Here is a 15,232-nt window from a genome sequence, read left to right on the forward strand (position 1 = left end):
AGCGAGTAAGGTAAATTCGATTTGGCGGCATTCGGTAAGGTTGACCTGAAAGTTAGACTCGCAAGTTCTGATGCGCAAGCCGGCCATGGAGACGATCGGTCGATTTTCTCGGGGGGATGGGTTGTTCGTGCGGGCGCATGGTTTCGGGGATCGGGCTTGCGGCGCACCAAGGGTTTGGCTATAGTGCCTAGCAGTCTCGTGCACCTTCGCACCGGTTTCGCCCAGATTTGGACCTATATCCACTTACATCTACTTATGATTCTTGGAGATATCATGACCATCAACGCGCGGTTCCTTTTGACTGCCCTTTTTTTCGGGGTTTCTTTTTTGCCCGTTTCGGCGGCCGGAGGCCAGGAGAACAATTACCTCGTCTTTAAAATACAAGACCTTTCTTTTGACAGTGACATTCGCTCGGTCGAACAGGTCCTGCAGAACAGTTTCGGGTTGGATACGTCCAACGGGATCAACGAAGATTTCGCCGGTTTGGGGTATAAGCTGACGGAAGGATACACCTTCAATCGCTTTCTCAATGTGGAAGGAAGTATCTTTTATTTAGATACCAGCAAATTTACCGTCAACGACGGCACCACCAGCACCACCGTCGAAGCCGAGGGCGCCGGTGCGGAATTCACCATTCAAGGGGTGTACCCCTTCAGTCCGCGCTTCCAGGTGTTCGCCGAGGGCGGTGGTCTTTTCTGGCGCATGAACTGGAAGAACCGGCTTCCCGCGGATGCCGGCCGCATCAAGATCCACGACGACGGTATCGAAGCCATCCTGGGTGTGGGAATGCGCTACCTGTTGGGCCGCAACATGTTGGTGGAACTGGAAATCAACCAGACCGACGTCAACGACTTGGACCTGACCACCGCCGCCTTGGGTTTCGGGTTCCGTTACTGATCGCCGGCACCCTCTTGGAGGGCGCGTTCCGCGGCCGCACGCAACGGGTCGCGGACCTGGGGCGGCAATTCGGCCAGTGCAGGCCCATCAGGCCGGCCTGCAGCGCGTAGAGCAGGTTCAGGCGGACGCGATAGCCGCGGCGTTCGAGGGTGGCGTAGGCCGCGACGGGCCCGCGCCGCCGCAGCTCCTCGCACATGGCCACGCCGATGTATCTCGACTATCGGGCGGAGGCGGGTCCGATGTTGCGCAGATCGAGAATCGGGGTTCCCGCGTTCGCGCCACCTGTCATGGATTTGAACTGTCCGGCACGGAGGCGGACCCTTCGTGGGCGAGCCATTTCTGGATGACCGTCAACAGCGCTTTCTGGCGGACCGGTTTGGTGAGGTAGTCGTCCATGCCGTGGGCCAGGCACTTTTCGCGATCACCTTTGATGGCGTTGGCCGTCAGGGCCACGATCGGGGTGTGCCGGTCGTCCCGCTCCATTTGCCGCACCTTCTCGGTGGCCTGGAAACCATCCATCTCCGGCATTTGGCAATCCATCAGGATCAGGTCGTAGCCCCGGCGACGCACCGCGTCCAGGACTTCTCTGCCGTTGTGGGCGACGTCGCACGCGTATCCCGCCTTGCGCAGCAGGTGCAGCACGACCTTTTGATTGACCGGGTTGTCCTCGGCCAAGAGAATCGAGGGAATGCTGTCGGTTTGCGATTCCTGGCCGCGGTGTCGGGTGTAGAACGCGTTGGCCTTTTCGGTGGAGCCGTCTTTGTTGCGAGTCGAGAGCTGCTCCAGGCAGGCCTTGAGATCTTCCGCGCTGACCGGCATCGGAAGGAAGGCCGCGAATCCCGCCCGTTCCACCTGGGCCGCATCGCCCGGTCTGGGCTCGCGCACCAGGGCCACGCTGTTGCGGGTCGCCGGTGCGACGCGTTTGCGCAGTCGTTCCGAGAGGGGATCGCCGTCGAGTTTGGTCAGCGGGTAGTCGGCGATCAGCAGATCGAAGTTGGATTCGGCCTTCTGTTCTGCGTCCAGGATCGTCACCAGGTCGCTGTAGCGGTCCACGGTTTTGCAGTGGATGCCCCATTCGCTCAATTGGCGCACCAGTTCGGTGCTGTCGGCCTTGTCGCTGCCGAAGACCAGCGCGCGTCGACCGGCGAGCACGTCGCCCTGGGGCACCGATTCCATGGACGGTGGGATGGATTTGGTCACCTTCGCGGTGAACCAGAAGGTGGAACCCTCGCCGAGTTTGCTGTGGACGCCCACGTGGCCGCCCATCATCAGCGCCAGCTTTTTCGAGATGACCAGGCCCAATCCGGTGCCGCCGTACTTGCGCGTGGTGGAGGAATCCACCTGACTGAAGCTCTGGAACAGCTTGGTCAAACCCATTTCCGAGATGCCGATACCCGTGTCCTTCACTTCGAAGCGCAGCGCGATCTCGTCCGAATCCGCCTCGGGCTGCTCGTCCAGCTCGAGGCGCAGCATCACGCCGCCCTTGGTGGTGAACTTGAGGGCGTTGGAAAGGAAATTCATCAGGATCTGGCGAATGCGCGTGGGGTCGCCGTTGATCCAGTTGGGGACGCCCGGTGCGAATTGGTATTGCAGCGACAGGTTGGCTTCCTCGAACTTGAATTGGAACATGCGCATGATGTCCGCGATGGTGGTGCGCAGGTTGAAGTCGATCAACTCCAGCGCGACCTTGCCCGCCTCGATCTTGGAAAAATCTAAAATGTCGTTGATCAGGTCCAGCAGGACGTCGGCGCTGTAGGTGATGGCCTTGACGTATTCGCGCTGCTCGTCGGTCATCTCGGTTTGCGCCAGCAGGTTGGCCATGCCGATAACGCCGTTGAGCGGGGTGCGGATTTCGTGGCTCATGTTGGAGAGAAACTCGCTCTTTTCGCGGTTGGCGGCTTCGGCCAGCAGCCGCGCTCGCTCCACGTCGCGGGTGTGCTCCAAATTGACGCGACGCAGGCTCCACTTGTTGGTGAGCGCCAGGGCCATCTGCTTGACTTCCACCGGATCGAAGGGTTTTCGCAAAAACAGGACGCGGTCGTTTTCACCCAGCAGTTCGGTGATCTCTTCCCACGAATAATCGGTAAAGGCGGAGCACAACACGATTTCCAGGTTTTCGACTTCCTGGAGCAGGTGCCCGGCGGTCTTGATGCCGTCCCAACCGGGGGGCATGCGCACGTCGATGAAGGCCAGCGCGAACGGGCTGCCCTCCTTGTGTGCGGCGAGCGCCATTTCGTAGCCTTCCTTCCCTTGAAATGCGGAGGCCAATTGGTACTCGGGCGCGGGTGTGGGGGCTTTGATCCCGAACAATTCTTCTTCGAAGGCATCGAGAGCCCGGGAGACAGGCGTGTTGTACCGGCTCGCCAAAGCTTTCTGGAAGTCCTTGTGAATCAATTCGTTGTCATCCACGATCAGGATTCGATTATTGATTTTCAAGATGCCAACCTGTTGAAGATACCGGCGGTGACCAGCCGAACGGCGTGGATTTCGGGTTCAGGCACAGAACTGCGATGCAGGACTCCCGGAGCGGGGGATCCGAGGCATTTCAGCGTCCCTTCGGCACTGAAAAAGTCGTTTTAGAGATGTTGGCCTGACCACATCTTACTAGATCGGCCAAACTTTGAAAAACGATTACAATTTGAGGTCGGGCTTCTGAAATACGGCGAGTCGTCGTTTTGGCATGCCTCCAAAAAGTCGTGGCATCACCGGATTTCCAGGGTTTCCGTTCAACCCTTCGACCCGGGGAAGTCCTCCTAGCCGCCATCCTCCTCGGGCGTGAACTTGCCGGTGATGAGCCGGGCGCCGCGTTTGCGGGTGAGGTAGTTCCAGGCCCATTGCGTGGAGACGATCATCTTGTTGCCGAACTCGATCAGGAAGTGGATGTGGATGAAGGCCCAAATCAGCCAGGCGGGCAGGCCCGACAGTTTGAGGACGTTCAGGTCGGCGACGGCCGCGTTGCGCCCGATCACCGCCAGGCTGCCCTTGTCGAAATAGGTGAAGGGCTTGGAAGGCCGGCCCGCGATCATGTCCCGGACGCGCGAGGCGGCGTAGCGACCCATCTGCATCGCCGCCGGCGCCACGCCGGGGACCTGCTTGCCGTTGGGCTGGATGATTTGGGCCAGATCGCCCACGACCAGGATGTGGTCGTAGCCTGGCAGCGACAGGTCGGGCTGGACGGCGATTCGACCCGACCGATCCGCCTCGGCGCCGGTCTTGGCCGCCAGCGCCTCGCCGAATCGATTGGCCTTGACGCCCGCGGCCCACAGCACGGTCGCGGCGCGCAGGGTTTCCTCGGATCCGTCGGCGCGTTTGAGCCGAACGTTTCGGTCCTGGATATCGGTGACGAACGTTTTGGTCATGATCTTGACGCCCAGCTTTTCCAACGCGTTTTGGGCCTTGGCGCTGAGGTCGGGCGGGTAGGGGGGAAGCACGCGGTCGGTGCCTTCCACCAGCACGATGTCGACGCGGCTGGGGTCGATGTTGCGGAAGTTGCGGTGCATGGTGGCGTGGGCCAATTCGGCCAGGGCGCCGGCCAATTCCACGCCCGTGGGTCCGGCGCCCACGATGACGAACCGTTTCAGTTCGGCGCGCAGGTCGGGATCGTCCAGCTTCTCCGCTTCTTCGAAGGCGTTGAGAATCCGGCGCCGCATTTCCAGCGCGTCCTCGATGGTCTTCAATCCCGGCGCGTGGGAACCCCAATGACTGTTGCCGAAGTAGTGGTGGCGCACGCCGGTCGCCACGATCAGGTAGTCGTAGCTCAGCTCGCCACCCTTGAGGATCAGGCGCTTCTCGTCCGGTTCGATACCGCGGACCTCGTCCTTGAGGACGGAGACGTGCGGGTACTTCTTCAGCACGGCGCGAATCGGTGAGGCGATGTCACCGGGCGACAGCCCGCCGGTGGCGACCTGGTACAGCAGCGGTTGAAAGAGGTGGAAGTTGCGTTTGTCGACCAGGGTGACGCGGGCCTTGACGCGCTTGAGTTGCTTGGCTGCATAGAGGCCGCCGAAACCGCCGCCGATGATGACGATATGAGGTATGTGGTCCGTCAAATAGACGCCTCCCAAGAAGGTGATTCGAATGTCGCCCCCATTCTAGTGCTCATCCCGAATCGGGGCAATCACCAACGTCGGCAGGGCCCACGAAAGGCACGCCAGGGCTGTGGCGCAGGCCGTCCTCACCAGACCGTCGCTCCCTCCAATCGTCGAAGTCGACTGGATCTTCTACGACGCCACTACGGTCTTCTTCGGCGTCGATGAGGAGGATGTCGGCTTCGGCGAAAGCCCTGGGCTGAGAATGTTCGGCAAGTTCGAGGAGGGTCGTTGGAGCCCACGGATCGGAGTCCGCAGGTCGTCCTGGCGCTTGCAGTGACTCGTGAAGGGTTTCCGGTTCGAAGCTGGGTGCTTCCCGGGAACGCCGCCGATGTGTCGTTCATCGAAACCATCGCGGCCGATCTCCGGCAACCGAAAGAAATTATTGAACTTATGCTTGTGTTTTTGCCTGCACCGGGAAAACGCGAATCAAGGGAATGGTCAGGTTTTTCATCCAGGGCAACCCCCTGATTCCCCTCGCCGACAAGGTGAGAAGGATCACTCAAGGATCGGAGATTCCTACCTGTTTCGGAGGATCTTCGGTTTGATGTTAAGATGTAACATCTTCTTAGTCAGGAGGATGGAATGAATGGAAGGGTCGGGTTTTCCTGTTTTTTCATTTTTGCCACTTTTTTTATCTTTGGCGGTGAATATTACGTTTCACCTGATGGTGACGATGCAAACCCGGGCACCTTTGAGCAGCCCTGGCGTCACATTGCTTTTGCCACTTGCGGCGGGGAGTACGGTTGCCCTGAGACTGTCAGTAATCCCAACCTGCTCGAAAGCGGCGATACCCTTTTTCTTCGAGCCGGCACCTATGACGAATCGGGCATTCGCTTGGCCAATTCCGGAACGGAAACCCAACCGATTCAAATCAAAAACTACCCAGGTGAGGAAGCGATTGTGGACGGAGGCTTCACCGCCCCCGACGGGTTACAGCATCGACCGGTCTTCGAGATCGACAACGCCCATCACATCGTTTTCGAGGGCCTTACCATCCGGCGGGGGTTAAGATCCAATATTCGAATGGGTTATGATGGTACAGCAACTCATGTCACCGTTAGGTCCTGTGACCTTTCAGAATTCGTCGTCGGTGACAACTCCGCCAATATCTATATCAACAGTGGCACCGATGCCATTGTCATTCTCGATAATGTCATTTCAGACAAAAACGGCACGGGCCTAAACAGCGCCGGGATAATTATTTTCAATGCCGGCAGACTGTTGATCGCCAACAACGAAATTTATAACACCAACCATGGCATTTACTACAAACACAGCCAGGATAACGGGTTGGCGACGGTCATCGAAAACAACTTGATTTACGACCAGAGTTCGGACGGAATGTTGGTATCCAATGCCGAAACCATCATACGCAACAATGTCATCCTGAATACCGATCGTGCCGGTATCTGGATTTTTGAGGAGAGCGCATCCTGTGGTTTTCTGGCAAGCCACGATGTTTCGATCCTCCACAATACGGTAATCGATACCAATAGCGGAATCCGCTTGTCGAGAAGCCGTGAATGTCTGGGCACCTACAACACTATCGTAAGAGACAACCTCGTCGCCAACTTTACCAACGGTGAAATGAGAGGCCTTGCGATCTGGCCATATCACGGCTACCCGGATTACGATCTTCCGGACGGAAGCGAAACCACCTTCGATCACAACCTGGTCTTTGGTTCAGGTTTCCAAGAACCGATCCGAATCATCAATCAATACTACGACGCGAGCTCAACCCCGCTGGCCGGTGAAGGAAACATTCAACTAGAACCCAGTTTCGTCGACTTGGAAAATGGTGACTATCGCTTATCCGACGGTAGCCCGGGCGAAAATGCCGCTACCGATGGTAAAGACATGGGTGTCAATACGACACTGGTCGGAATTGGACGACAACCTTACTGGATGTATTGGCGGCAACCGTTTCAACTTCCCTTCACAATCGATCACATTCCAAACAGGCTTGTCGACGTTCTCGATCTCACCTCATTTGTCGGGAACTGATGATAATCTCTTGCAGGCTGCCGCCTCGGGTCGAAAACCATCCGCCGGACTGTCGAGCCTCCTGAAATCATTCCAATTCCGAATCATGCCGGATTGTTCCTTTCGGGTGCCTTCGATCCTGGCGAAAGCCGGCTCACGGTGGCAAGCGACAATCACAAGCCAGACACGCGCCCGAAAGCGGGCGCGTCTTTTGGCGCAGGCCCGAGTTAAACCTTCACCTCGTGTGATTTCTTGCATCGCCGGTTTATGGTTAACCCCCGTTTGGGCTTTCGGGTACTTTTTGCAGGATGTTTCTTCGCTCCCGCAAAGAAACCCCCTCCCAAAAACGCGAATGACACGAGCGAAGGGATGCCGTTCGCCCGTGTCGATCCTGCGTTTCACGTGGTTGGGAATGTGTTCAGGTCATGCGGAGCCTGTCCCTTTGGTCAGGGTTGGGTCCAGCTTATGGCGCTGACGCCGTCCTCGTTGGTGGCGCCGGCCGTGTTGTTCGTCAGCGTGGTCGTCAACGCCCGTACGGTGCCGTTGAAAACCGCATTGATGCCGTACCCGGTGTTGTCCTTGGAAGTGGAATGGTCGAACAGCGTGGTACTGCCGTAGCTGGTGGTCAAGCCGTGGCCGCCGTTGTCCTCTGTCGTGACGTAGCGTGCGACCAGGCTCGATCCGCTGTCACAGACGAGCCCGTGGCTGCCGTTGCTCTTGCTGACGAGGTGGTCGGCGAACACGAAGGATGAATTGACCGCCCGAAGGCCTTTGTCGAAGTCCTGGACCACCATCTGGGGTCCGCAGGTAAGGCTGCTCTTCCAAAGTACTTCGAGACCGTTGCCGGTATGGTTGGTGCCCTTGAGGGTGAAGCCGTCCAGTTTGCCGAGATCGCGGCCGTCCTTGAGGCGTACGCCGTTGTGGTTCTCGTTGAAGGTGATCTCGACCTGGCTGGCATCCGAGGTGTTGCCCAGCAGGTAGATCTGCTTGCCTTGGGGATGGGTGACGTCGATGGTGTCGTAGTTGGTGTAGGTGCCGTCTTCCACCTGAATGGTGGCGATGGCCGCGCCCTGAATGGTGCGCTCGTTCAGGTAGTCGAAAGCGTCTTGGATGGTGGCGTGGTCGTCGGGGACGTGCAGGGTCAGATCACGCACGATGAAGGGACCGGTGCCGCCCTCGAGGTAGAGCTTGTCGACTTCGTCCTCGGCGATGGCGCGGTCGTAGACCCGTACTTCGTCGATGCGGCCTTTGAAGGTGTTGTGGGCCCCACCGTTGGGAAGCTGCTGGTCCTCCACGCCCTCGTAGGCCAAGGCACCGCCGATGGCGAGCGGCAGACCGCTGGTCAGGTCGCCGTAGCTGCCGTAGACGTCGATGATGCTGTCCAGGCGGCCGTTGATGTACAGGCGGGCTTCCCAGTCCGCGTTGTAGACCATCGCGACGTGATACCACTCGCCGTAGGGGTAGTTCTTGCCGCGGCCGTCGGAAATCCGCATGTTGGTGCTGGCGTCGTCGAGACCGGTAGCCTGGAAGTAGAACCCGTCACCGGAGGTGGTTTGACGGATGATGATCTGCCATCCCACGGTTTCACCCGAGGTTCCGCTGCCGCGGCTGTCGACGATGCGCATTTTGGTTTGGCCGGTCGCATCTGGCAGAAACCAGGCCGACACCGAGAAATCGCCCTCGCCAGGAGCGAGGCTGACGTCGTAGGGCACGCGAACCATGTCGTTTTGACCGTCCAGGGAAAGGCCGCGCCCCAGTTTGCCGTGGGTGAAGGTTGCGCCGTTCATGGCGGCGCCGTCGTTGTTCTCGCTGCTGGAATCTTCGAAATTGTCTTCGAATTCCCAGTGGCCGACGAGGCCGTCGGACAAGCCGGCGAGACTGATGGTGGGAAAGGCGGCGATGGCGAAGCACACCAAGAGCGAGGTCAGGTAACTGCGTTTCATGAGAGAACCTCCACGAGATTGAGAAGATGCTTGGAGTCGTTTTCCGAATTGGGCTGGACTCGGGGGCGAGCTCGACCCATCGGGAAAAAGGCCGGACGTCCAAGCTTGGCGATCCTGTCTGGCGCCAATCGCCCGGGCGTCCGGTTTTCGTGTTCCGATGGCTCGGTTCGGCTCCGAATGGGCCCGTTCCGAACTGCCTCCGTTTTACGCCCCCCGAGCGGAGGAACCTCGGACAAATAGCTGACTGTGAATGACTTGTCCGAAATCGTCAGGGAAATGTCCGCCATGGTCAGATGAAGCGGGCAACACTGGTCGAAAATCCGTGAAGCCGCGACCACTTTGTCGGTTCAGCGGAAGCCCTGGTATGTCTCAGGCCGGGACACCGGTTGGTTCGATCATTCCAGAGCGGCCCATTCTGACGAAAGATCGCCCTCCGCCGGGCCGCTTTCCTGGCTTCATCGCTCGATGGCCTCCTTACCGACGATGGCGACCGCGATGGAGTGGATCGAAAAGCGATGAATTGAAATACTGCCTGCCGTTGGACTGGCGTCGTTTGTGTGACGTTTCCTTTCTTCAGGGGAAAAATGGCGACGAACACGGTTCTAAAGTGCGCCGCGTTCTGTTTTACATGTAGACATTTCGTTTTATTTGCGATTGTCGAGAGCTGATGTGTGTCTATATGACTTTTGATGTACTTGATTTGCGTCAAAAAAGAGTCGGTGTGTGACCTGCGTCAGTTTTTCGGTCTTCCGCGCATCTTGAATTGGGTGATTGAGTACAATGCGGCCATTCGATGCTCATTCGATCGTTTTCGATCAGGTGCCCGCCACCCGTGATGGTGCGTGCACATCCACCATTAGATCGCCTGGTATTTTATCCGAGCTGCTGAACCGGCCTTTTTTATCCCCGCATTGCCGTTTTTTTGGCCTTTGAACGCTCAGGTACCGGCGTTTTTGTGTACCCTCTCGATTTTCCTCAGATGGGGCCCGCTTGGTACGAGCCGTTTCTCGCGGTGATGTATTCCATCAAAACTCTTTTCCCGACCATCGATTCGGGAACTGATCTGTTTGCTTATCTCTAAGGAGCATATCTGTGGTGACACCATTGACAACACGGTCATCCGTGTATTTTCTGCTGGCGGCGTTTTGGAGCATCGTTCTCGTACAGGCCGGCCCACCGGTTGCGATACCCATGACCTATCACGTGACCAAAAACAAACAAAAGTTCATTGCCCTCGCGGCCTATTCCGACGACATCACGTATCGCGAGGCGAGCCATACCGACGAGGTCATCAACTTCGGCATTCGTTACGACGATGCAATCACCGCCTGGCGGATCGAGACCCTGCCCGCCCATGGCACGCTGTTCGACAGCTACACCGAAATCGATCAAACGCCATATCTGGTCTCGGACCCCGACGAAGTGCTGTACGTGCCGAACGAAGCGTACGTGGGTCCCGACGGCTTTCGCTTCAGCGTGTCCGACAGCCAGGGGATCTCGGACCCGGCCGGCATCTCCCTACGAGTCGAAGCCGAGGTGACGTTGCCCAAGGGGATCCCGGCCCTGCCCGCCATCTTCCACACCCAAGCACCGGTGCCCGCTGCCGCCGGCAACGTGGAGACCGACGATTGGTACATCGACAACAGCCATCCCAGCGCGACCGACACGCCGCAGCCAGGTGAGAGCAGCCCCCGTCACGGGACGCCGGATGTGCCGCGCGCGACCATTCCCCCCAACAACACCAGCTTTGTCGCCGGTGCACGCGTCTTTCTGGCCGGAGGGGTGGAGACGCCCTATCAGACACGCTCCGGAGTGACCTGGCACCAGTGGTTTTTCCGCGGCACGTCCGAATCGCCGGTCTATGTCATCGGGATCAACGATGGACCCGGCAAACCGGTTATTACCGGGTCCGCACGTGGCGAACTCAGACTACAGATGGAACACACCCTGTTCGAAGGCATCGATTTTCGCGGGTTGTCGATTGCGCAGTTTGAAGATCTGGTCGAGGGTCATGTGGTCTTTCGACACTGTGTGATCGATCGGATGAATCGCGGCACCACCGGGGCTGGAATCCAGGTAAACCGCGGGAACCACAAAGTTTTTTACGATGTGCATATCAAGCGGGCCGGGTTCACCGAGCCGGACCTCAGTGCGGAAAACGATGTTCACGGTATCCAGATCTCGGCCAGCTTCTTTTGGGTTCTGGACAGCCTTATCCACGGAAGTGCCGGTGACGCGATTCAAATCAACAACCAGGCTTCGGAAGGCCTCTATATCGCGCGCAACAAATTGCACTCCGACAATGAAAACGCTCTCGACTTCAAACGCCGCTACGACTTGATTTTCGTGGAGAACGACGTGTGGGATTATCGCGCGATCGATTATCGAAGCTCGGGATCCGACGGCACGCCCGTTCTCGTCAATCAGGACACCCCTGGGCAACCTCCCATCTACAGCACTGTATCGCGCAATCGCATTTGGGATTGCAACGGAGCCATTCGTCTTCAGGGACAGGAGATCTGGACCACGGACAACGTCATTTGGCACGTACACCAAAACGCCAACGCCCCCGCCGCAGATGTGGCGTATGCGATCGAAGTTGGGAACAATGACCACGAGGATTACACCCAGCGCATTACCAACAACACCCTCCACATGGTGGACGGCGGGATATACATCTGGGCTGGTGACAATTCCGGGGTGAAGGACCATCACATCGTGGGCAACAATTTCGGCGAACTGAATGGCGATTCTCGCGAGCCTTATCACATGCGCATTTCGGGTAACCACATCGAGGGAACGATCCTCGACTACAACAACTACAGCAGCCCACTCCGGGTCCGCTGGGGCAGTACGCTTCGCGATTTGGCCTGGATGCAGGCGAACACCGCCAATTGCGCCCAGTCCTTCGAGAACCGCGATCCGATGTTCGCGGATCCCGATCATTTCGACTTGAGCCTCCAGCCCAACTCCCCGCTGATCGACACCAACATCGAGCACGTCGCCTACGGCGAGTTTTTCGAACAGTACGGTCGTTCACTGATGTACGACGCCAACAACATGCCGCGTCCGCAGGAAGGCGGTTGGGATATCGGCGCCTTCGAGTACCGGCCCTTCTGTGCCGTGGCGTGGGCGCTGTGGCATGACCTGGACGCCTACCTCGAGTCGGAGGACCACGATCAAAACGGAAGGATCGATCTCATGGACTACGTGGCGCAAATCAATGCCTGCACCTCGGAATCTCCTGCGAAGTGGGTTCGCGAACCGGGCCTGAAGGATGAGGATTCCGACAAACGCCGAGGCGGATGACCGAAACCGTCACCGAGTGATCGAGGTTGAACGTCGCGGTGATTGTTGTCTACGAGCGAACATTTTTTCTCTGGAGAAATTGTGTTGCGCCGTGAATGGGTGGAGAATAGTGGTACGACTTCCAAGCCATCGCATACGACAGGGGAGGCCGCCATGGTCGGAACCTTTGGAACGCTTGCCCGTGTTCTCTTGCTCGTTCCCGCGCTGTTCGCCGGCGAGGGTCAGGGTGCCATCACCCACTTCATCCCGCACATCGCCACCGGCTGGGAAAACTTCCTGGCGGTCGATAACGTGGGCCCGGCGTCCGCGACGTTCAACCTCACGCTCTTCGACGGAACGGGCACCTGCATCTACAGCCAGGATCAGACGATCGAAGCGCAGCGGTTCGCCTCGTTCTTGCCGCGATCCTTGGCGGCCGATGCCGAGTCGGGCCTCATCCGCACCGACAGTGCCGACCTGCAGTTCCGCATCGCCTATGTGGAGCCGTCCCAAAAAGGCACGGCCGAGTTCGTGTTGCCCACCACCACGGCCACCGTTCTCAATTTCAACCTGGGCGTCTATCCCGCGACCTCGGTGCCGCTTACCTGGAAGGGGTTGGCGCTGATGAACCATGGTGCCGAAGTCGCGCAAACCACCCTGTACGCGCTCGACGGCGCGGGCGCGGTGTTGGGCACCCACGGACTTGGGCTGCAACCCAACCAGCGGGTGCGCGGCACGATCGAGAGCTACTTTGCCGGGCTCTCGTTCACCCAAGTGGCCAGGGTGGTGGCCGCATCCGATCAACCGCTGACGGGTCTCAACATTTCCGGAAACGGTTTCGCCCAGCTCCTCTTTTCGCTGGCCAGGCCGGGAACTACGGTGCCGGACACCGGTTCCGACGGTCAGAAGCCGGAGACGCTGCCCGACTTCGCCTCCCTGAACCTGTACCGTGCGGACAGCCCACTCAACCAGCCGATTCCCGGCGATGCCGCGGTCGACCCCGATTCCGAAAACCGCATCGTCAGTCTCTTGAATGCCGGCGATTTGGTGATTCAGGTCGGTCAGTACTCCGCGCCCGTGTTCATCGCCGATGCGAACACGCCTCGTGTCGATGTGCACCTGGCCTGCGGCGCGCCCTGGGAGATCGGAGTCGGCACTCTGGAAGACGTGCCGATTCCCGTTTGGGCCGAGCCCGCCGATGATCGCGACGGTGCCGACAATCCACCCGTCGACTGTGGCGAGGACTCGGATCAAGACAACCATATGGTGGTTCTCGATCCTGTCGGTCGCTGCGAGTACGGACTGTGGCAGGCGCGCAAGCATGAGGACGGCACCTGGACCGCCAGTTATGCCGCGGCCATCGGCATGGACAGCGAAGGCATCTATCCCACCGGCATGTCGACTCGCGGCTCCGGTTTCTCGTTTCTGGGCGGCCTGATCTGGCCCGACGAGTTGCGCGACGGGCGCATTGGGCACGCGCTGGTCTTTTCCTATCCCTTCGCGCGTTCCGGTGGTCCGGTGTCGCCGGCCACCGACAGCGACGGCACCTCCGACCTGTCCTCGGCCATTCCCGAAGGGGCGCGCCTGCAACTGGACCCCGAACTCGACCTCGACAGCCTCGATCTCACCGCCTACGAACGAACCATCGCTCGTGCCCTGCAGGAGTACGGCATGTTCTTGGTCGACCAGGGCGGCTCGTCGGGAATCGGGCTGTACGCCATCGATCCCAAGAGCGTCCGAACCAATCCCTACAGCGGCCTGCTTCCCGATGAAGATTTCGTCGCACTGGACGGAATCCCCCTGGATCGGTTCCGCCTCCTGGCGTTACCGGAGCAGGACGCGGATTGGCGGGAAGGATTGGCTTTGCCCGTAAACGATTGTGTGTCGTATCGGTGAGTTCCCGGGTGTCGCCTTCGTCGAAAAGAACTGGATCATTTCATGCGAGATCTTCCGTATTTGGGTCAGAGCATCCACGCAGGACAGCTTGAGCTGTCGTTTTCCCGGTTTCGTCCGTTCCTGGCTTCGTGGTTTTTTGATTGGATGAGTCGTCACGCTTTGATTTCAATATGAGCGCTCGGACGGGGGAGACCGCCTGGTCCTGGTCGCGTATGGATCTCGCTGATTTTTGGTATGCTGCTTCCCATCGACAGGGAAGGGCAGGGGCTTTTCATGCAGTGGAACTTCGCAGCGGCGGTTTTGTTTTCCTTGCTGTTCGCCATGGTGGCGGTCCTGGTCCATGGCTCGAGGCGGTGGCGCATCCGGACCCGCGCACTCCACGCCCGATTGGAAGCGGCGCGTGCTCCGATCGCGCCGCCGACCGTGGACTTTGCCGAACTCGAGCCACTACCTCCGCCGGTACAACGTTATTTCCGCGCCGTTTTGCGGGACGGGCAGCCGTTCGTTTCGGCCGTTCGGGCGGAACAAACTGGCACCTTCAACACCAGCCAGCAGGTACCCCGGTGGAAACCCTTCACGGCGACCCAGCGCATCACCACCAGGCGTCCGGGTTTTGTCTGGGACGCGCGCGTGCGCATGGGTCCGGGGCTCGACGTGCACGTGTGGGACGCCTACCTCGACGGGGAGGGAATCCTGACCGGCAAGGTCTTGGGCCTCGCGACCGTCGTGCATGTGTCGTCCTGCCAGGCGTTGGCCGAAGGCGAGCTGATGCGCTATTTCGGTGAAGCGACCTGGTATCCCACCGCCTTGTTGCCCAGTCAGGGGGTGCGGTGGCAGGCCGTCGACGAGAGGTCCGCCAAGGCGATCCTGCGCGATGGCGACATCGAGTTGACCATGCTGTTTCGGTTCGACGAGCGGGACTTGATCGAGTCGTTTTATGTCACCTCTCGTGGCCGCACCGTCGGGGACCGGGTGGTGGCCACCCCTTGGGAGGGTCGCTACGGCCGTTACGAGCGGCACGGCGGCATGCTCGTCCCCATCGAGGGCGAAGTGCGTTGGCTGCCGCCCGATGGGCCGCCCTTTCCCTATTGGCGCGGGCGCCTCGCCCGGCTCGAGTACCAGTTCGCCACCTGA

Annotated in this window: 10 protein-coding genes; 6 read left to right on the forward strand and 4 right to left on the reverse strand. The window is 59.2% G+C overall.

Going from position 1 to position 15,232, the window contains the following annotated elements; genetic code table 11:
• Nucleotides 1–273: 273 nt before the first annotated feature.
• Nucleotides 274–897: an outer membrane beta-barrel protein gene (locus J3U87_RS22335; RefSeq protein ID WP_237377988.1), complete on the forward strand. Its 624-nt coding sequence runs from the start codon at nucleotides 274–276 to the stop codon at nucleotides 895–897.
• On the opposite strand, the gene J3U87_RS35335 is transcribed toward J3U87_RS22335, so the two are convergent.
• The 3 genes from J3U87_RS35335 to J3U87_RS22345 form a co-directional block, all read right to left on the reverse strand.
• Nucleotides 845–1,093: a TfoX/Sxy family DNA transformation protein gene (locus J3U87_RS35335; RefSeq protein ID WP_420038219.1), complete on the reverse strand. Its 249-nt coding sequence runs from the start codon at nucleotides 1,091–1,093 to the stop codon at nucleotides 845–847. The genes J3U87_RS22335 and J3U87_RS35335 overlap by 53 nt on opposite strands.
• 89 nt (nucleotides 1,094–1,182) lie before the next feature.
• The gene (locus J3U87_RS22340) at nucleotides 1,183–3,333 is read right to left on the reverse strand and encodes a response regulator (RefSeq protein WP_237377989.1); all 2,151 of its coding nucleotides are present in this window, start codon (nucleotides 3,331–3,333) and stop codon (nucleotides 1,183–1,185) included.
• Nucleotides 3,334–3,650: 317 nt separating this feature from the next.
• Nucleotides 3,651–4,946 (reverse strand): NAD(P)/FAD-dependent oxidoreductase, encoded by a 1,296-nt coding sequence (locus tag J3U87_RS22345; protein ID WP_237377990.1) that lies wholly within the window; start codon nucleotides 4,944–4,946, stop codon nucleotides 3,651–3,653.
• 270 nt (nucleotides 4,947–5,216) lie between these two features.
• Here J3U87_RS22345 and J3U87_RS22350 point away from each other — a divergent pair, with 270 nt between their 5' ends.
• Nucleotides 5,217–5,456, forward strand: coding sequence for a hypothetical protein (locus J3U87_RS22350; RefSeq protein ID WP_237377991.1), 240 nt, complete (start codon nucleotides 5,217–5,219; stop codon nucleotides 5,454–5,456).
• Between the two features lie 114 nt (nucleotides 5,457–5,570).
• Nucleotides 5,571–6,992, forward strand: coding sequence for a right-handed parallel beta-helix repeat-containing protein (locus tag J3U87_RS22355; protein WP_237377992.1), 1,422 nt, complete (start codon nucleotides 5,571–5,573; stop codon nucleotides 6,990–6,992).
• A 425-nt stretch (nucleotides 6,993–7,417) separates the two neighbouring features.
• Here J3U87_RS22355 and J3U87_RS22360 read toward each other — a convergent pair whose 3' ends face one another.
• The gene (locus J3U87_RS22360) at nucleotides 7,418–8,914 is read right to left on the reverse strand and encodes a LamG domain-containing protein (protein WP_237377993.1); all 1,497 of its coding nucleotides are present in this window, start codon (nucleotides 8,912–8,914) and stop codon (nucleotides 7,418–7,420) included.
• 1,095 nt (nucleotides 8,915–10,009) lie between these two features.
• Between J3U87_RS22360 and J3U87_RS22365 the strand changes: the two genes are divergently transcribed.
• The 3 genes from J3U87_RS22365 to J3U87_RS22375 all read left to right on the forward strand — a co-directional run bounded on the left by J3U87_RS22365 (nucleotide 10,010) and on the right by J3U87_RS22375 (nucleotide 15,232).
• Entirely contained in the window at nucleotides 10,010–12,223 is a 2,214-nt protein-coding gene (locus J3U87_RS22365) for an Ig-like domain-containing protein (RefSeq protein WP_237377994.1), read from the forward strand.
• Nucleotides 12,224–12,376: 153 nt separating this feature from the next.
• Complete coding sequence (locus J3U87_RS22370) at nucleotides 12,377–14,098, forward strand: hypothetical protein (protein WP_237377995.1); 1,722 nt, start codon at nucleotides 12,377–12,379, stop codon at nucleotides 14,096–14,098.
• Between the two features lie 273 nt (nucleotides 14,099–14,371).
• Nucleotides 14,372–15,232, forward strand: coding sequence for a DUF6920 family protein (locus J3U87_RS22375; protein WP_237377996.1), 861 nt, complete (start codon nucleotides 14,372–14,374; stop codon nucleotides 15,230–15,232).

This window comes from Sulfidibacter corallicola (genome assembly GCF_017498545.1).
GTDB classification, from domain to species: Bacteria; Acidobacteriota; Holophagae; order Acanthopleuribacterales; family Acanthopleuribacteraceae; genus Sulfidibacter; species Sulfidibacter corallicola.